This window comes from Candidatus Tisiphia endosymbiont of Nemotelus nigrinus (genome assembly GCF_964026475.1).
Taxonomy (GTDB): Bacteria; Pseudomonadota; Alphaproteobacteria; order Rickettsiales; family Rickettsiaceae; genus Tisiphia.
Map to the genome: position 1 here is coordinate 174,743 of NZ_OZ032151.1, position 18,600 is coordinate 193,342.

16 protein-coding genes and 1 pseudogene are annotated in these 18,600 nt (G+C 32.7%); 7 read left to right on the plus strand and 10 right to left on the minus strand.

Annotated features, from left to right (window positions below; genetic code table 11):
- The 8 genes from AAGD39_RS00900 to tsaB form a co-directional block, all read right to left on the minus strand.
- The gene (locus tag AAGD39_RS00900) at positions 1-522 is read right to left on the minus strand and encodes a NuoB/complex I 20 kDa subunit family protein (RefSeq protein WP_341756780.1); all 522 of its coding nucleotides are present in this window, start codon (positions 520-522) and stop codon (positions 1-3) included.
- 4 nt (positions 523-526) lie between these two features.
- Entirely contained in the window at positions 527-901 is a 375-nt protein-coding gene (locus AAGD39_RS00905; RefSeq protein WP_341756781.1) for an NADH-quinone oxidoreductase subunit A, read from the minus strand.
- Between the two features lie 28 nt (positions 902-929).
- Positions 930-2,219 carry an O-antigen ligase family protein gene (locus AAGD39_RS00910; protein WP_341756782.1) on the minus strand — a complete coding sequence of 430 codons (1,290 nt, stop codon included), beginning with the start codon at positions 2,217-2,219 and terminating at the stop codon, positions 930-932.
- Between the two features lie 12 nt (positions 2,220-2,231).
- Entirely contained in the window at positions 2,232-2,684 is a 453-nt protein-coding gene (locus tag AAGD39_RS00915; protein ID WP_375359848.1) for a DUF2155 domain-containing protein, read from the minus strand.
- Positions 2,685-2,882: 198 nt separating this feature from the next.
- Positions 2,883-3,833, minus strand: coding sequence for a transposase (locus AAGD39_RS00920; protein WP_341756716.1), 951 nt, complete (start codon positions 3,831-3,833; stop codon positions 2,883-2,885).
- 792 nt (positions 3,834-4,625) lie between these two features.
- The gene (locus tag AAGD39_RS00925) at positions 4,626-5,501 is read right to left on the minus strand and encodes an MFS transporter (protein WP_341756784.1); all 876 of its coding nucleotides are present in this window, start codon (positions 5,499-5,501) and stop codon (positions 4,626-4,628) included.
- 42 nt (positions 5,502-5,543) lie between these two features.
- A complete protein-coding gene (locus AAGD39_RS00930; protein WP_341756785.1) occupies positions 5,544-5,933 on the minus strand; it encodes an MFS transporter in 390 nt (129 codons plus the stop codon).
- Position 5,934: 1 nt separating this feature from the next.
- Positions 5,935-6,621 (minus strand): tRNA (adenosine(37)-N6)-threonylcarbamoyltransferase complex dimerization subunit type 1 TsaB, encoded by a 687-nt coding sequence (gene tsaB, locus AAGD39_RS00935; protein WP_341756786.1) that lies wholly within the window; start codon positions 6,619-6,621, stop codon positions 5,935-5,937.
- Between the two features lie 50 nt (positions 6,622-6,671).
- Between tsaB and AAGD39_RS00940 the strand changes: the two genes are divergently transcribed.
- From AAGD39_RS00940 to cydB, 3 genes are all read left to right on the plus strand, one after another.
- Complete coding sequence (locus AAGD39_RS00940; protein ID WP_341757195.1) at positions 6,672-8,084, plus strand: phosphomannomutase/phosphoglucomutase; 1,413 nt, start codon at positions 6,672-6,674, stop codon at positions 8,082-8,084.
- Between the two features lie 171 nt (positions 8,085-8,255).
- A complete protein-coding gene (locus tag AAGD39_RS00945; RefSeq protein ID WP_341756787.1) occupies positions 8,256-9,638 on the plus strand; it encodes a cytochrome ubiquinol oxidase subunit I in 1,383 nt (460 codons plus the stop codon).
- Positions 9,631-10,650 (plus strand): cytochrome d ubiquinol oxidase subunit II, encoded by a 1,020-nt coding sequence (gene cydB, locus AAGD39_RS00950; protein WP_341756788.1) that lies wholly within the window; start codon positions 9,631-9,633, stop codon positions 10,648-10,650. The genes AAGD39_RS00945 and cydB overlap by 8 nt, the downstream gene beginning before the upstream one ends.
- Before the next feature lie 144 nt (positions 10,651-10,794).
- Here the strand turns inward: cydB and nuoL are convergent, their stop codons facing one another.
- Entirely contained in the window at positions 10,795-12,714 is a 1,920-nt protein-coding gene (nuoL, locus tag AAGD39_RS00955; RefSeq protein ID WP_341756789.1) for an NADH-quinone oxidoreductase subunit L, read from the minus strand.
- A gap of 501 nt (positions 12,715-13,215) precedes the next feature.
- On the opposite strand from nuoL, the pseudogene AAGD39_RS00960 reads away from it, so the two are divergent.
- The 4 genes and pseudogenes from AAGD39_RS00960 (at position 13,216) to AAGD39_RS00975 (ending at position 17,157) form a co-directional block, all read left to right on the plus strand.
- Positions 13,216-14,382, plus strand: a pseudogene (locus AAGD39_RS00960) (phage portal protein).
- Positions 14,379-14,642: a hypothetical protein gene (locus AAGD39_RS00965; protein WP_341756790.1), complete on the plus strand. Its 264-nt coding sequence runs from the start codon at positions 14,379-14,381 to the stop codon at positions 14,640-14,642. Before AAGD39_RS00960 ends, AAGD39_RS00965 begins: the two are co-directional and overlap by 4 nt.
- Positions 14,639-16,042 carry a phage terminase large subunit gene (gene terL / locus AAGD39_RS00970; protein WP_341756791.1) on the plus strand — a complete coding sequence of 468 codons (1,404 nt, stop codon included), beginning with the start codon at positions 14,639-14,641 and terminating at the stop codon, positions 16,040-16,042. The genes AAGD39_RS00965 and terL overlap by 4 nt, the downstream gene beginning before the upstream one ends.
- Before the next feature lie 107 nt (positions 16,043-16,149).
- The gene (locus AAGD39_RS00975) at positions 16,150-17,157 is read left to right on the plus strand and encodes an N-acetylmuramoyl-L-alanine amidase (RefSeq protein WP_341756792.1); all 1,008 of its coding nucleotides are present in this window, start codon (positions 16,150-16,152) and stop codon (positions 17,155-17,157) included.
- On the opposite strand, the gene cysS is transcribed toward AAGD39_RS00975, so the two are convergent.
- The gene (gene cysS / locus AAGD39_RS00980; RefSeq protein ID WP_341756793.1) at positions 17,158-18,549 is read right to left on the minus strand and encodes a cysteine--tRNA ligase; all 1,392 of its coding nucleotides are present in this window, start codon (positions 18,547-18,549) and stop codon (positions 17,158-17,160) included.
- Positions 18,550-18,600 lie beyond the last annotated feature (51 nt).

Sequence of the window (18,600 nt, forward strand, 5' to 3'; positions counted from 1 at the left end):
TTATACACTAATATTCTTAAATCTAGTAGTCCTTCTAATTTTCCTTTGTAGCTGCATTAAACCATAAATCAAAGCTTCAGCGGTCGGAGGGCAACCTGGTACATATACGTCTACCGGAACAATCTGATCACAGCCACGCACTACCGAGTAGGAATAGTGGTAATAACCACCACCATTGGCACAACTTCCCATTGACAGAACCCATTTAGGCTCAGTCATTTGGTCATAAACTTTTCTAAGAGCCGGAGCCATCTTATTGGTTAAGGTTCCTGCAACTATCATTAGATCAGATTGACGTGGACTAGGTCTAAATAACATACCAAAACGATCCATATCGTAACGGCTAGAAGCAGCTTGCATCATTTCTACTGCACAGCAAGCAAGACCAAAACTCATAGGCCAAAGCGAATTAGATCTAGCCCAGCCTAGCAAATCATCAAGTTTAGTTATCAAGAAGCCCCGATTTGAGATTTCTTCTGCAAGTAGCTTATCTTGATCATATAAATCTATTTCTGCTTTCATGTCATTATTCCCAATCTAAGGCTCCTTTTTTCCATTCATATATAAAACCAACAGTAAGTACGAATAAGAAAAACATCATTGAAAAAAAACCAAATTTACCAATTTTTCCAAGAGTAATAGCCCATGGCATCAAAAAGGCTACTTCTAAGTCAAAAATAATAAATAAAATAGCTACTAGATAAAAACGTACGTCAAATTTACTTCTAGCATCGCTAAAAGGTTCAAACCCGCATTCGTAACTATCCAACTTAGCTTTATTATATTTTCGAGGACTCAATAGTCTCGGTAATGTAACTATTATCAACGACAAAACTACTGCTATAGCAAAAAATACCGCTATAGGCAAATATTCCTGTAATATATGTGATGTTTCCAACATTAGTAATTACCTTATAATATAGGTGCTGTTATCTATTTGTCGTTGCTCGACGTAATAGTAATTTAAGCAAAATAACTGCCCCAAAAGCACTGCAAACCCACCATATTTGCCAAATATTAAATGAAATCATACCTATTATATAATAATTTATAAAGCAAGCATAGGCAACAGACTTGTAATTTAACGTATCTATATCCATCTCCTCACCAGTTAAATTCATCTTAGCACTTTTATGAGACTGCACTAAGCTTATATTACTAATTTTTTGAATATATTTATAAATTAAAGATAAAAATAGTATAAAACCTATTAAGCCCGTCTCAAATAAAATTTGCATTATATTATTATGTGGATGTAGAGGAAAGGGTGACCAAGTCCATTGGTGATAGCTAACCATTTGTTCTTTATCAACTTTAAAATTTCTTGAAGAAGCAAATCCATGACCTAAAATTGGTTTTTTGATAATTTGCTTGGCAACAAAATGCCAAATAAACACACGATGCTTGGCAGAATCTGGTAAAAACTTAGCATAATGCTCTGATGCATAATATGGTTGTATTTTATAGGAAATTATCGGCATCATTATTGAACCGGTAAGCATAGCCAAGGTAAATAATTTCAAAAAAATAGATTGTAGAGATTTGGATGCTAACAATCTATTTGTTAAAAATACTAACCCACCTATGGCAAATGCTAAAAAGCTTGCCAAACTATCAGAGATAGATAATAAATAAAAAATTAATAGATAATATATTAGTGCTAATAGATATTTATGATATAGTATCAATATAGCAATAAGTAGCCAGGAAAGAACCGATAATAAAGAACAGCCACGATCAAGAAGGAATAAAAAGAACTTACCGGAAGATTTTGGCTGGAAAGTAGTGCGGAAAGCTTCTGTTATAATACCATGAGAAGAGTATTCTACAAAGAATAGAGCAATTGCCAGCATTATTCCTATAATAAAATATATTTTTATTTTGGTTACATTGATAGGTAATTTGTCAATATGGCTATTTACGATAAATCCTATTAAAGCAATCAAAAAAACTTGTAGATAATTAAGTAAAGAAGAGGGATAGTTGAGTGAATAAAAATTTGTTATAAGACACCAAAGACAAAATAGTAATTCCAATTTCCAATTGGATAGCAAAGTTTTTTTAATAGTGGCATATTGCAAATTAATAAATATTTTATCTGATAAAGCAATTAATATAGTTAATAACCAAATAGGAACTATCACTGCCGCAGAAAAACCAGCAATTAATCCAACTGCTGGAAATAGCGTTACTAAAATATAAAACAGAGATTGTATCATTCTTAAATATCCTTATAAACAATCTTTAGCAAAAATTTCATAAATTGGGTGTTCAAAGGTGGAGACTGAAATGCTTGATAAGATAAGCCATCCTTGAAAAATTAACATAGGGTCTTCATCAATCTTATGCTCTATAATGGTTAATAGCATATAATTATCGCCATTGTAAGGATCAAGGTTTTTTATGCATTTATGAAGTTTAATTTGAATATTACCAAAATATTGTGGTTCATTAGGCTTTAATAACATCTCCTTTGATGTTGCGGTAATTTTATTTAAAGCAATAATCTTAGCTAAAGTGCAAGTTTTTAATTCTGAATTTTCAGCATTATTTGGTATACTGGATAAGTTGTTGTCTTTAATTTCTAACTTGTTACTATCTTCATCGGTAGTATCAAAAAATTCTATATTTTGGACAGTATCTTCGGCTTGTCCATAAGGAGAAAGAACGCATAAAAACCCCATTATACTGGAAAATATGAGGTGTTTCATCAATTTCTGTAGCATTCGAAAATAATAATTCTTTAAGTTATAACTTGGAACATACAGCTAACTAGATTAGACACTGTTAACAAAGCTTATTTGATTGATGAATTAATCAAATAAGCTTTGTTAACAGCAATTATCTTTTATCTAAATTTTCAAAAAAATAAAAATATTTATCTAAATAACAAAACAACGTTTTTGTTGAATAAGTTTATGGCATACTTCAAGTAGTTTACGCATGCATGCAACTATAGCAACCTTTTTAGGTTTAAAATTGTTAACAAGCCTATCATATAAAGCTTTCAAATATTGAAAACCATTTTTGACACCGTTTTTACCAGCCAATACCGCCATATATAAAGCATATCGTGGTATTTTTCTGCCACCTCTAATAAATCTTCGTCCTTGCTTATTACCACTATCACGGGCATAAGGAGCTATCCCTACAATTGCTGACAATTCATTACTACTATAATTTTTATTCCCTAATTCAGGTAAAAAACTAATTAGTTTTTTAGCTACGCATTTACCAATACCAGGCACACTCTCTAATATTTTTACCTTCTCTTTCAACTCTTCTGACTCATCTATTACTTCACTTAATTTTTTATCAAGCTCAGCTATTTCATTCTGTAAAAATTTAATGAGCTTTTCTATACTCTTTTTATCAATACCATCAATACTATGATGTAGCCTCTTCTTTTCATTGCTAAGCATTAATACTAAATCTTCTCGCCTTTGCTGATATCTCTTCAAAGTATCGGATTCAACTTGATATAAATAATTAGCTGAAAGCTGCATCTTATCGCCATAATATGCTAATTTAAATGCGTCCTTCTTATCAGTTTTACACAAATTCACCGATTTACTAAATGAATTAAAGCTATATGTATTGACTTTATGTACCTGTTGTTTATTATTATACAATTTTTGGCAAATATCCGCTTCATAACCTCCAGTAGGTTCACATACTATTAGCTTAATTTCTTGTTCTTTTGTTAATTTTATCAGTTCTTCATGCCCTAACTTATCGTTGGAAAAACGATTATATATCGGTTTATTGTTAGACTCATATAAACATATATCTAACCATTTTTTACTTACATCTAGACCTATTATTTTACTCATGATATAATCTCCTTCATCTTATTGTGCAAGGCTGCTGTTTCCAGCACCTTCTGCAATTTGTTCAAAGCAAACTTTGTAAGAGGGTACTTATTCTGTTTACGACTATTTCAGTCCAGTGTCTATCAAGTCACCCTCTTACAATTACTTATATCATAATTTAAAGATATAAGTGTCTAGGCTCTTGATATTGTTATAAGTTCCTAAATGTCATGTCATGTATTGATCTACCCAAAAATGCATTTATCTACGGCATGAAGATAAAAAATATTTTTTGCTAAATCTATTCCTATTATGTTATATTCTATTTTGGGCCTCCCTATTGTTGTTTTAATACATTAAATATTAAATCTAGAAGAATAACAACTGCTGTTCATTCTTTATATAGGGTATCTCCAAACATAATCATTTCCATGGATTACTTTGTTGCCACTAAAGTGCCTCTTCACTAATAGCGGAGAAGATATCTAGAACATATAACGGGTTAGTTATATTAATTATACTGGCATATAGCAAGATTGCATATATAAAACTTCGTGATATAATCAGGGCAGTTTAAAAGTCGTAAGTAATGATATAAAATACTAAATTACTCATCTTACGCATAACCCCCATGACAATTTTAAAATTGCAGAAAAGTACAAGACGCTATTAGGCACTGTTAACAAAGCTTATTTAGTTGGTGAATAAAGTCTTTTTTGCTGCAAATTATAAGATTTTTTTGAAATAGGTACACATCCTATCAAAAATCCTATTTATTCTCGCCTAAAAATAGCACAAAATATAATTAATTAGTTATCTCCGACAGCCTCCTAGCATTTCAAAATGACGTAAACCAAGTCCATATAACACTATGAATGGAACAAATAGCATTACTATTCCCCAATTACCAAAACAATCTATTAAATAAACTAATCCGAAAGACGTAACAACATACATTATTGCCCGCCCCACAGCGAATGAGATACTCACAGTTCTAAAACGTTTAAATACAGGGAATTGCTTATAAAATATTGGAGCCGCTGGCAGTGCTCCTGTTTTAAATAACAATATAAAAAACTGCAATAATAATAAATAAAAAGGCGATGGGGTATTAGTTAATAAATATGGTAAAAATACAATGGTACTAGCAAAAATTACTAATCTTATTTTTAAAATTTTCATAGGATATATTTTATAACTCAAATAAGTATATAAAATACCGCTAAATAGCTCTTCTATTGCAACAAACAAGTTATGTCCAATAATTTGTTCATAACTATAATTAAAGGTGGTTTTAAGTACAGTACCACAATGTATATATACCAAATAAAACCAAATTGGTCCAGTCGCTTCAATTGCTAAATAAGCTAATATAGTTTTTATATTAACTTTCTCATTTAACTTCTCATTTAACATTTTCTGATTAGTAATATCATTTTTCTCTATACCAAAATTTTTAAGTTTATTGAGTAGTCTTGTGGTTGCATCAGCAAATTCTGGAGTCTCTCTAAGGCGTGTTCTTGCCACAACTCCCACCATGGCAATCACTGCACCAAATAAAAACGCATATCGCCAACTAAAAGCATATGAAGTAACCAATGTCGCAACACCTAAAGCAAATACTCCACCTAGATTAGCAAATATAGTGATAAAACCAACAACAGGATATTGAATTGGTGGTTTTGTCATTTCCGTTAAATATAGTTCTGCCCCTATTGCTTCTCCTAAGGATTATATGCCTTGTACTATCCGACAAATAGTGATTAATACCGTAGCAGTAACACCAATTTGAACATAAGTAGGCAAAATAAACATCAGCAAACAAGAACATGACATCATGAAAGTTGTGACAACTACCGTAGCCTTGCGGCCTACTTTATCACCTATCCAACCAAATAGCGCAGCACCAACTGGTCTAAAAATAAAAGTAGAACAGATGGCAAAAGATGACATAATACTAGCATTATGCAGATCAGTTTGTGGAAAAAATAACTCATTAAGAAATACTGCCATATGTATATAGAGCATCAAATCAAAATACTCCAAAAATGTTCCCATAGACAGCAACCCAATCGCTTCTTTCTGTTCCTTGGTTAGATTATTTTGTTTTCCTTGATACACTCTATTTAACCTTCACATCAGCTAGTCTAATATATAACGGTTCTATAGAGTTAGAAAACTTATACTGTATAGCTATTTTATCAGCTATATATTGACATATATACAACGCCTTAACTCTAGTAAAACGCGGTAAAATTATTACGTTTTTTTTATCCCTAATTTTATCGTATATCATCCCTACCCCATTACCGGCACAGACCTTAATAGTATTATCTTCTATATTTAATAGTTGCACAGCTTGGTCATAACTTATCAGTAAAGGAATAGATACTTGTCCATCTTGGTCAAAAACTTGGCTATATAATTGCTCTCTATATGCATTAAAAAAAATAAAAAATTTAAGAACAACATTTTTATTATAGTTTTTTACTTGCCTAGTAGCTCTCCACCAAGAAAGCTCAAAATTAGATATAGTGCTACCTATTATATTTGTACTGAGCAAAATTCCTTTTGCCACTGATAATCCTATTCTAATACCAGTAAAACTACCGGGGCCGTTTGTAACGGCTAGATAATTTAAGTCATGGTAAGAAAGCTTTGCTATTCTCAAAGCTTCTTCAATCATTGGCACAATCTTTTCAGCCTGCATAGATGGTCTTAAATCCTCAATATATGCTAGAATAATTTTATCTTCAGAAATCGCAACAGATGCACTATTATTTACTGTATCAAATGCTAAAATTTTCATTTATAGTAATCAATTCTTTAAATCATTGAGTATAGTAAATTATAATGACAATGGAAATAAATAGAACAATTTTTAGGTTATACGACATTCGTGGAAGCAGTTTGCTGGATATTAATACAACTATTGCTTATAAAATTGGATTTTGTTTTACTAAAATGAATATATCTAAACAAGGGAACAAAATATTTGTAGGACGGGATGGTAGATTAAGCTCCCCTGCCCTTTACCATGCTTTGGTTAATGGCATTATCTCAGCTGGCGGACAGGTTATCTCCATAGGAGTCACTCCCTCCCCTATGCTATATTTTGCTGACAAAATATTTACGCCACAAGCTAGTATAATGATCACAGGATCACATAATCCTAAAGACGATAATGGTTTTAAGATGTTATCACAAGGTAAGTCCTTTTTCGACCAACAAATACAACATTTACTAAATAACATTCTAAGCACTGATTGGTCTAGTACCTATCACTTTAGTATGGTTGATAACTCTATGGCACTAGCTAATGTACAAGAATTGAATATCACGAGTGAATACATAGATAGTATCTTGCAAGAACTAACTATAGATCACAAAATAAAAGTAGCATGGGATCCTGCTAACGGTGCAGCTGGAAATATTACTGATTTATTAGCATTAAGGTTACCCAACAAAAATATCGTCATAAATTCAAAAATTGATGGTAATTTTCCTAATCATCATCCAGATCCTACTATTGCAAAAAATCTAGAACAATTAATAGAAGTAGTTAGAACTCAGGATTGTGATATTGGTATTGCATTTGATGGAGATGCAGATCGTATAGCTATTATAAGTAAGAAAGGACGAATAATTCTAGGTGACCAGATACTTTGTATATTGGCAAAAGATGTAATTGAGCAAAACCCACATGCAACTATTATCATGGATATTAAATCAAGTAGTGCCATATTTAATCAGATTAAATCATATGGAGGAAGACCAATAATGTGGAAAACAGGTCATTCCTTTATTAAAGATAAGATGCAAACAACTAAGGCATTACTTGGCGGTGAGACTAGTGGACATATATTTTTTGCTGATAAATATTATGGGTATGATGATGCCATTTATGCTGCTCTACGATTTCTTGATTTACTATCAAGATCAGAAAAAACCTTGGACGATATGATAGATGAGCTACCTAAATGTTATAGCTCCCCTGAAATTAGCATTCCAGTACCAGATGACCTCAAATTTGATATTATTCAGCAAATAAAAGAGGGGTTAATCAGCAAAAATATTGCTTTCAACGATATTGATGGGATAAGGATTGACTCAACAATAGACTATAATAGATGGTGGTTACTCCGAGCTTCTAACACCGAAGCCAAAATTATTGCTAGATATGAATCAGATAGCTTGGAAGGACTGAATAATATAAAATCCGAACTTTCCTCTTTACTAGCTAAATATGGGTTAACATTAGGTTATAGCTAACCCGACTAACATTATGCCAAATTTACAAAAATCATTGCAAGACCACATAAAGGTCATGACAATCTACTATTCATTGAATTGCTTAGTTTGGACTTAAGCTGTCGAAAGTTAGAACGTGACAATATCATACAAGTAGTATATGCTATCCTTACATACCTAGTCAGAAATAATATGGAATTCGATCCTAATCTACTATCTCGTATACAATTTGCTTTTACTGTAAGCTTTCATATAGTTTTCCCGTCCTTTACCATTGGCCTTGCTAGCTGGCTGGCTGTAGTAGAAGGGCTATGGCTCAAGACTGGCAATAATATTTACCAAGAACTATATAAATTTTGGATTAAGATTTTTGCTATTACCTTTGGTATGGGGGTAGTGTCCGGTGTTGTTCTGTCTTATCAATTTGGTACTAATTGGTCAGGTTTCTCGGATAAGGTAGGTAATGTCCTTGGACCAATTCTAGCTTTTGAAGTGCTTACTGCCTTTTTCTTGGAATCATCTTTTCTAGGAATTATGCTATTTGGCTGGGATAGAGTTAGTAAAAAGATGCATTTTGCCGCCACTTTAATCGTGGCAATTGGTACGATTATCTCTGCTTTTTGGATTCTGGCTGCTAATAGCTGGATGCAAACCCCTACTGGTTATGAAGTACGAGCCGATAATGTTTTATACCCAGTAAGTTGGTTGGAAATTACTTTTAATCCTTCATTTCCATATCGTTTTTGCCATATGATTGTTGCAGCGTACTTAACCACATCTTTTGTAATTGGCGGTGTTGCTGCTTGGTATCTTATACGTAACAAATTTGTTGCCCATGCTAAAATTATGTTTGGTATGGCAATGTTGATGGCAGTATTTGTTGCCCCAATACAGCTTTTTATTGGCGACCAACACGGGTTAAATACTTTAGAACATCAACCCGCAAAAGTTGCTGCTATGGAAGGTATTTGGGATACGGAGAAAGGAGCAGCTCTCAGACTCCTTGGCTGGCCCTCAGCACAAGAAGAGACAACAAAATATGCTATAGAAATACCCAAAATGGCTAGCTTAATACTGACCCATAGTTTAGATGGAGAAGTAAAAGGCTTAAAAGAATGGTCAAAAGAAGAGCGTCCTCCTGTATTAATAGTATTTTTATGTTTCCGAGTAATGGTGGGAATCGGTGTATTAATGATAATTACTGGGGCAATTGCTGTAGTCTTATATTTACGTAAAAGATTGTTTGATACTAAATGGTTTCAATATTGGTGTATGTTGATGACCCCAACTGGCTTTATAGCCGTGTTATCCGGATGGTTTGTTACAGAAGTTGGTAGACAGCCTTATATAGTATATAATCTAATTAGAACATCTGAAGCATCTTCACCAGTGCTAGGGCAACACATCTTTGCTTCATTAATAGCCTTTGTGATAGTTTATGTTTTTATATTTGGCAGTGCCACTTATTATATTATAAATTTAATAAAGAAAGGGCCTAATATAATAACAAAAGAAGAAACATACGGTTTCCACAGTTTAGGAAATCCAATAGAGGAGGACAACAACCATGCTTAATTTTGCTCCCTATATAGATTTACCTTTAGTTTGGGGTGGGTTAATTGTCATCGCAATCTTTCTTTATGTATTACTAGATGGTTTTGATCTAGGAGTTGGTATATTATTTCCATTTGCTCCTACTCAAGATTGCCGCAATAAAATGATGAACTCTGTAGCACCATTTTGGGATGGTAATGAAACCTGGCTAGTTTTAGGTGGCGGTGGATTATTTGCTGCATTCCCACTGGCTTACTCAATTTTGATGTCAGCCTTCTATATACCAATTATCGTAATGCTTTTGGGCTTAATTTTCCGCGGGGTGGCCTTTGAATTTAGATTCAAAGCCTCTCTAAAGGAACGTTATATATGGGATTATTCTTTCCATTTTGGCTCTGTCATTGCTACCTTATTTCAGGGGATTATGCTAGGAGCTTTCATCCAAGGTGTCAAGGTTGATGGCAGGGTATTTGCTGGTGATGCTTTTGATTGGCTGACCCCTTTTTCTCTGATGACGGGTGTTGCTTTAGTATTTGGCTATGCTTTGCTTGGTGCTACTTGGCTGATCATGAAAACTGACCAAGATACACAAATATGGGCTCGTAAATCTGCGGCATATGTATTAATTTATGTTATGTTATTTATGGGATTGGTAAGTTTATGGATACCATTTTTAAACGAGAGAATTCGTATATTCTGGTTTACTATGCCTAATTTTGCATATCTTTCACTCATTCCTATTTTAACTATTTGTACATTATTTATGTTATTCGCCTCTCTTTATAAAAATAAAGAATTCCAGCCTTTTTGTTACTCAATGTTGCTTTTTGCTTTAGGCTATTTAGGGCTAATCCTAAGTATTTGGCCTTTTACAGTACCATATCAAATTTCTTTATGGCAATCTGCAGCAATAGCCGAATCACAATCTCTAATGTTGGTAGGAGCTGTGTTACTTTTACCGGTAATATTAGGTTATACAATTTATTGTTATTATATATTCCGTGGAAAATCAACTCATCACCCAATGTATTAGTAAGTTGAGGAAAATTTTTATTTCTCAGAAATGCAAACAATGGCTTTGGTTTGTAATTTTATACTTAGTGGGGCTAATATTTGTGCTATCATTATCCTGTATAATTAAAGCTATCTTTTTTATATTTGGCTAAGAAGTTCTATTTTAATGAATTTGCTGTGAAACTATAAAAAAAGTAATATAAACAACTATAAATAAAACGATATACAGGGTGTAATTAAATATATAGCCTGTTTGCGATCTACTTACCAAAACCCCAAAGTAATTTACTGTTTTGGCAAAATTATTTGGACCAAATCTATCAATAATTTTCTGATCGATCAAGTTCAATAACCTACTTAAGCTAGAGACTAATTTTACTACCAGCAAGTCATATATTTCATCAAAATAATATTTATTTATCAACAATTTTTTGATAAATGTTATTTTTACTTTATCAAGAATGTTTCTATAAAAATAAATGCCTAAAATAATACCTACCAATCCCACAACCATTGGTAATAATTTTATGTAAAGAGGAGGATGATCTGCCAGTACTCGGTAAATGTGAATATTGAATATACTATCACGGAAATAACCATTTGGTTTGTCAAGAGCGAGAATATAATGACCTATCATCCCCGCAACAAGACTACCTATCGCTAAGAGATTAAGTGGCAGGTTCATAATATTAGGTGATTCGTGAACATGATTAAATTGATCAGTAGTTAATCTGGTTTTTCCATGAAATACTAATAAGATAATTTTCATAGAATAAATGGCAGTCAAAATTGCTGCAACAATTCCAAGAATAAACACTATACTACCTATTACACCACCACTACTATATGCTAGCTCTAAAATAGCATCTTTTGAATAAAATCCTGCTAAAGGATAAATACCTATCAGTGCCAGTGAACCAATTAAGAAATTACAGTAAGTAATTGGCATCTTATCTTTCAAACCACCCATCTTAAAAATATCTTGCTCATGACAAGCGTGAATCACACTACCAGCTGATAAAAATAATAAAGCTTTAAAAAATGCATGAGTAACTAAATGGAAAATACCAGCATTATAAGCTGACACACCGCAAGCAAGAAACATATAACCAAGCTGGCTACAAGTGGAATAGGCAATAATCTTTTTTATATCATTCTGAACTATGGCAATAGTTGCGGCAAATATACAGGTAATCCCACCAATAATGGCAATAAAGCTCAATACCCCTACGCTATATTCAAATAAATAAGAACACCTAGCTACTAAAAAGACCCCAGCTGTTACCATGGTTGCAGCGTGAATAAGAGCGGAAACTGGCGTTGGTCCTTCCATGGCATCTGGTAGCCATATATGCAAGCCAATTTGTGCCGACTTGCCCATACATCCTAAGAACAATAACAAACACACTACGTCAATTATTGATACTGTAAAACCCAATATACTTAATTGCATATTAGACAATAATTGTGCTTTATCAAATACACTAGCAAAATCAACTACCCCAAAATAAACAATAATGGTAATAATCCCCACTATAAAAGCAAAATCCCCTACCCTATTGACAATAAAGGCTTTAATTGCTGCTTTATTTGCCGTTTCTTTTTGATACCAAAAGCCAATTAATAAGTACGAACATAAACCAACTCCTTCCCAACCAAAAAATAATTGGACAAAATTATCTGCTGACACCAAAGCTAGCATAAAGAAGGTAAATAATGATAGAAATGATAGAAATTTAGGTAATCCATCATCATCTGCCATATAGCCAAGAGAATAAATATGTACTATAGCTGAAATCCAAGTAACCACTATGAACATAACAGCAGTCAGCTGATCGACATAAATTGCCCAATTTATGTTCATTTCACCAACTACTAGCCATTTTGCTAAAATTAGATGAATAATGACTTTGTTTATTGCCACATTATAAAATATAAAGCTAGCTAATATTGCCGATAAACTTATTGCAATAGTTGCAATAAAAGCTGCTTGCTTCTTGCTAAAACACTGACAAAACAAACCATTGATCATACCAGAGATCAACGGTAATATTACCGTTAATATTGCAGTCAAAGCTATCATACCAATTCCTAAAATTAAGTTAACCCGATTAACATTACTCCATCATTGCAAGAAAGACCGTAGGTAGACAAAGCAATTTAATGAATGTGGATTGCCACTACACTCACGTAGCCTTGCAATAACACCTTGTACTTATTTGGCAAATTTTAAATTGCCATGTGGATTATGTGTAAGGTAATTTAATTAATTAGTTATACTCATGTGAGGTATGTGATTCAATTAAAAATTTTGAATATTTGATAAAAATTTATGTATCAACACTTAGTGCAGCTATAAAATAATGTTATAAGTAAATATAGCTAACTTGAATAAGTTTTAGATAACTCCTTTGTCATTGCGAGGAGCTACTTTAGTAGTGACGAGGCAATCCAAGATATTGGCTTACCTATAGCTAATTTCTGGATTGCTTCGTCGATCTTATGATCTCCTCGCAATGACAAAGGAATTATCTAAAACTTATTCAAGTTAGCTATATTTACAAGAAATTTATTTTAGGTGAGTATGATAACAAAATATCTTAAAAAAGTCTTTAAAGCTAAGAGCTGTAAAGCACATACATTTATTGATTTTACTAATCTAGGGAATTCGGAATTTAGAGATGTAAGAGTTGGGATAGAAGCATATCGTCGAAATGTCATAGTTTATCGATGTGTGAATTTAATAGCCCAGTCGGCAAGTCATGTACCTTGGATAGTTAATAAAAATAATCGAGGAGCTTTGGAGAAAATACCAAATCATCCGGTTTATAATCTATTAAGAAAACCTAATCCAGAAAAAGCAGGGGCAGATTTCTTTGGTGAGGTGATAGCAAGCAAGCTGTTATATGGTAATGCTTATATTTTAGCAACATTAATACATAATCGTCCCCGAGAGATGTATTTATTACCTGCCAATTCAACTGAGTTAGTGCTAGAGAGGAATTCTCCAATAGCTTATAGATATATGAGTAGCAGTGGAGAACGAATTTATCCCATTTCGCCAATTGATCGAATGAGTAAGGTGTTACATTTAAAAAATTATCATCCTAGCAACTGTTATTATGGGCTATCTTGTCTTGATGCAGCTTCCTTGTCAATTGATTTGCATTCGCAAGCTACTAGTTGGAATAGTTCTTTACTGAGGAATGGGGCTCGTCCAAGTGGAGCGTTGATAGTCAAAGAAACGAATGGTTATCTTAGTGATGAACAGTTTGATAGGTTACATGAACAGCTTACCGAAAAATTTACCAGTAGTAACAATTCTGGTAAACCTCTTCTTTTGGAAGGTGGGCTTGATTGGCAGGAAATGAGTATTAATCCAAAAGATATGGATTTTATTGAAGCAAAAAATTCTGCTGCCAGGGAAATAGCTTTAGCTTTCGGCATTCCACCTCAATTGCTAGGTATTAATGGTGATAACACTTATAGTAATATGCAAGAAGCTAGGTTAGCTCTGTGGGAAGAGACGTTAATTCCGTTGCTTGATAAATTATCAGATGCTTTAGGTAATTGGTTATCACATTGGTATCAGTAGGAGATTATTATTGATTTTGATCGTGATAGTATTTCAGCATTGACCGAAAAACGTGAGAATTTATGGGCTAAAATATCCAATGCTAGTTTTATGACTTTGAACGAGAAAAGGTCTCTTGTTGGGCTTAAGCCTATAGATGGTGGAGATAGATTATGACAAACGACACAATTACCATATTACATAGTTTTGTTGCTAAGATAGTTTCTCTACTTGAAAATGAACTAGACGAGCTAGAATCAAGAAAATCCAAGGGGGAGATAATAATTAAAAAGAATATTACTGAAACATTGAATAAATTAGTTAATTTAATTATCCAGCTAAATAAGCTCAGTAAAGATGAGTATTTAAATGAAAATACCATAATGAAAGAAGAGGATAAAGAAATCATAGCTGAATTTTTGAGTAAATATCAATGACTTATCCAAAGAAGTTATTACATGCAATATTGAGACAAGATTTTAATAGTTTCATCAATAAAGTATTTAATACCATTAATCCTGGAATAGAATATCAAGCCAATTGGCATATTGAGCTAATTGCTGAATATTTACAGGCCGTACAAAATGGGGATATTAAGAGACTAATCATCAATATGCCGCCTAGATCTCTAAAATCGGTGTGTATTGGAGTAGCATGGCCAGCCTGGATATTAGGACATGATCCGTCAAAAAGGATTATGTCTGCCAGCTATTCCCAAGTATTGAGTGTAAAACATTCTTTGGATTGTCGTTTGATACTTACTTCTGACTGGTATCAGCAAATTTTTCCGAAGACTATTTTAAGTAAAAAACATAATCAGAAAAGTAAATTTTTGACAAATAATAATGGTTTTAGGTTTGCTACATCAGTTGGTGGTTCAGCAACAGGTGAAGGGGGCGATATACTTATTATTGATGACCCACATAACCCTACTCAAATTAACTCCCCCAAAATGCGAAAGAGGGTAGTTGAATGGTTTGAACAAACTTTCGTCACCAGACTTAACAACAAAAATACCGGAGCGATAGTATTAGTTATGCAAAGATTACATGAAGAAGATTTAAGCGGATATTTGTTGGCAAATTCCAATTGCTGGCATCATTTAAAAATTCCAGCTATGGCGAAACGAGATCAAATATTCTCAATTAACAACTATAAATATCAATATGTTATAGGTGATATTTTACATGGATTTCGTGATAATCCTGATTATCTTATTAAATTAGAACAAGAAATTGGTGTGCATAATTATGCTGCTCAATATTTGCAAGAACCAATATCTAATAATTGTATATTGTTAAATATCGAGGATCTTAGTTTTTATGAAACTATACCGAAAAAATTTGATTATTTTGTGCAAAGCTGGGATACTGCAATTAAAATTTCAGAAAATGCTGATTATAGTGTTTGTACATCGTGGGGCATTTTAGATAAGAAATATTATCTTGTATCGATGTTCAGGCAAAAAGTTACTTATCCAGAGTTAAAGGGGCAAGTAGAGAAATTAGCCAAGAAATATTGTCCTAGATATATATTAATCGAAGATAAAGCTAGCGGTCAGCAGGTTATACAAGATTTAAGATTAGATGGGGTCATTAATATAGTTGCCATAAAGCCTAAACTTGATAAAATTACTAGATTTTCTTCAGTTTTAGCTTTATTCCAATCTGCAGCCGTAGTTTTACCAAAACAATCGGCTTTTAATACTATATTACTTAGCGAGTTGTTAAGTTTTCCACATTGCAAAAATGATGACATAGTTGATTCAGTTAGTCAATTTTTGAATTTTATAAAGGAGCGATCGAATAAATCACTAGCAAGAATAAGGGGGTTTTAGTTGACAAGATAGATATATATAATTACAATGAATGGTGTTGTTAAACTATATAGCTTATGGGTCTTTGCAGCCGCTTTTCTAAGTCTATTTAATAGGAATATTAACGTATGAGAGATAACAATATTAATAATACTTATTTACGTACAAATTTTGAAATCCCACCTGATCCTCAAGAGAAACCTGAGGCAGGGAAATGTAATAATTATAATTTGAGAAAGAATAATGGTGTTGCTAAATGGATAGTGATGCATTATACAGCATGCGATCTTAATGAAACTATCAAAGTATTTACCAATAATACATCAAATGTTTCATCCCATTATGTGATAAATACTGATGGTATCGTTTATAGATTTGTGCCAGATCAGTATAGAGCATGGCATGCTGGTAGAGGGAAATTAGAACCAGATAGTGATCTTGATCCAGTTGATCCAACATTTATAAATTCAAGATTTTTTGGATCAGATGATAGAGCAAATAATTTAAAAGAAAATAGTATCCTTAACCCTCATATTGCAACTTCAATACTTGATAATGATATGAATAGCTGGTCTATTGGTATTGAACACGTTGCATTCGGCACAGAGCCTTTCACTGATCAGCAAATAAATGCCAGTATTGAACTAGTTAAAACATTAGTGTCTAAATATGCAATAAACCCAAAACTAATGATAGCTCATAGTGACTGGGCATCAAGTAGAAAAATAGATCCTGGTATATATTTTCCTTGGGATAAGTTTGCTAAGGCATCTTTTGGTTTTTATTCTTTTGTTTCAAGAAAAGAGAATCCTAAAATTATAATATCTTATAATGATAAAACAAAGCAGGATAAGAATAAGATTGAAGAAGTACAGAAACTACTTGAGAAATTTGGTTATCCGATTATAAAAGCAGATAACTCAAATCTAGGATTATTAGATGATGATACTATATCAGCTATGTTGGCTTTTAATATTCATTATACAGGAGACATTTTAAATAATAGTACTCTCAAAAAACAATGGGATATATTATGGAACAATTCTAGCAACAAGGACGCCCGAGGAATATTAGCTACTTGGAGCGAAAATAGTGAGAATGTACTAAATGATCTACTAGGAGGCTGTCGGAGATAACTAGCTTCTAGGAATACTTCTCCAATTAGTTGTTCCATTTGGTTGATCTTCTATAATAATGCCATCTTTTAATAAATCTTGACGAATTTGATCAGCTAATGACCAATCTTTTTGTAACTTTGCTTGTTGTCGTTTGGCAATTAGTTGGATAATTAGTTCATCATTCATTTCACAGTGAAACCACTCGCTAGCTGGTTTAGTCATTAGACCTATAAAATTGCTGCAAGAAAGTAAGTAAGATGCGTATGTGTATTTATCTTCTTCTTTGGTGCTGGCAAAAACCAGTTTGGCATAATCATTGATTATTTTAATGGCAAGAGGTGTATTCAGATCATCGAATAGGCTAGATAAGAATTCTTCTGAAACATTTTGAACATTAAGTTTATTAATATCTAAATTTTCTACTGCTCTATACCAATAATTCATGGTTTTTTTAGCATCTTCCAAAGCCTTATCGTTGTAATCTAATGGCTTCCGGTAATGGCTACTCATTAGCAATAATCTAACTACATCACCTGGAACTTTTTTATCCTTCAAGTCTTTTACCGTAATAAAATTATTGAGTGACTTACTCATTTTCTCACCATTACAGGTTAGGAATCCATTATGCACCCAATATTTAGCGAAGTGAGAATTCGGGAAAGCACATGTACTTTGTGCTATTTCATTAGTATGATGAGGAAAAATTAAATCTGCTCCACCGCCGTGAATATCAAAATTCTCTCCTAAATATTTATAGCTCATCGCTGAACATTCTATATGCCATCCTGGTCTACCTCTTCCCCAAGGGCTATCAAAATTTGTCAATATTTCTTCATCTTTATCGGCTGGTTTCCATAATACAAAATCATGTGGATGTTTTTTTGATGAATTATTTTCAATACGCACTCCTTCTAGCATTTCCTCAAGATTACGATTTGATAATTTGGTATAATCTGGGACAGTAGAAATATCAAAATAAACATGGTTATCTGCAATATAGGCATGATTTAGATCAAGTAATTTTTGAATAATCGCAATCATATCATCAAGATGCAGGGTGGCTTTTGGCTCAATATTTGGCGTCTGGCAACCTAGATATTGCATGTTACAGTGAAATTCTTCTGTAATTTTAACGGTTAAGTCAGAAATAGTTATTTTTAGTTCTTTGGCTCTATTTATTATCTTATCATCAATGTCGGTAATATTACGAACATATTTTATATGATTTTTTCCAAATATTTTACTTAGTATACGATATAAAATATCGTATACTACCACGGACCTAGCGTTACCAATATGGGGGTGATCGTAGACAGTTGGACCGCAAACATACATTCTTACTAGATTACTATTTAGCGGTACAAAAGCTTCTTTATTACGAGTTAGTGTGTTATGTAATAATAATTTCATGTTCTTTATCTTGTTTTATAGTTAATTTTTATGGATATCTACCTAAAATGT

Bases quoted from the DNA above. Each gene is read 5' to 3' on its own strand.
- nuoL (WP_341756789.1), bottom strand. From the start codon at position 12,714: ATGATAGCTTTGACTGCAATATTAACGGTAATATTACCGTTGATCTCT.
- AAGD39_RS00975 (WP_341756792.1), top strand. From the start codon at position 16,150: ATGAGAGATAACAATATTAATAATACTTATTTACGTACAAATTTTGAA.
- AAGD39_RS00915 (WP_375359848.1), bottom strand. From the start codon at position 2,684: ATGGGGTTTTTATGCGTTCTTTCTCCTTATGGACAAGCCGAAGATACT.
- cydB (WP_341756788.1), top strand. From the start codon at position 9,631: ATGCTTAATTTTGCTCCCTATATAGATTTACCTTTAGTTTGGGGTGGG.
- AAGD39_RS00940 (WP_341757195.1), top strand. From the start codon at position 6,672: ATGGAAATAAATAGAACAATTTTTAGGTTATACGACATTCGTGGAAGC.
- AAGD39_RS00910 (WP_341756782.1), bottom strand. From the start codon at position 2,219: ATGATACAATCTCTGTTTTATATTTTAGTAACGCTATTTCCAGCAGTT.
- cysS (WP_341756793.1), bottom strand. From the start codon at position 18,549: ATGAAATTATTATTACATAACACACTAACTCGTAATAAAGAAGCTTTT.
- terL (WP_341756791.1), top strand. From the start codon at position 14,639: ATGACTTATCCAAAGAAGTTATTACATGCAATATTGAGACAAGATTTT.
- AAGD39_RS00945 (WP_341756787.1), top strand. From the start codon at position 8,256: ATGGAATTCGATCCTAATCTACTATCTCGTATACAATTTGCTTTTACT.
- AAGD39_RS00925 (WP_341756784.1), bottom strand. From the start codon at position 5,501: ATGACAAAACCACCAATTCAATATCCTGTTGTTGGTTTTATCACTATA.
- AAGD39_RS00920 (WP_341756716.1), bottom strand. From the start codon at position 3,833: ATGAGTAAAATAATAGGTCTAGATGTAAGTAAAAAATGGTTAGATATA.
- AAGD39_RS00965 (WP_341756790.1), top strand. From the start codon at position 14,379: ATGACAAACGACACAATTACCATATTACATAGTTTTGTTGCTAAGATA.
- AAGD39_RS00905 (WP_341756781.1), bottom strand. From the start codon at position 901: ATGTTGGAAACATCACATATATTACAGGAATATTTGCCTATAGCGGTA.
- tsaB (WP_341756786.1), bottom strand. From the start codon at position 6,621: ATGAAAATTTTAGCATTTGATACAGTAAATAATAGTGCATCTGTTGCG.
- AAGD39_RS00900 (WP_341756780.1), bottom strand. From the start codon at position 522: ATGAAAGCAGAAATAGATTTATATGATCAAGATAAGCTACTTGCAGAA.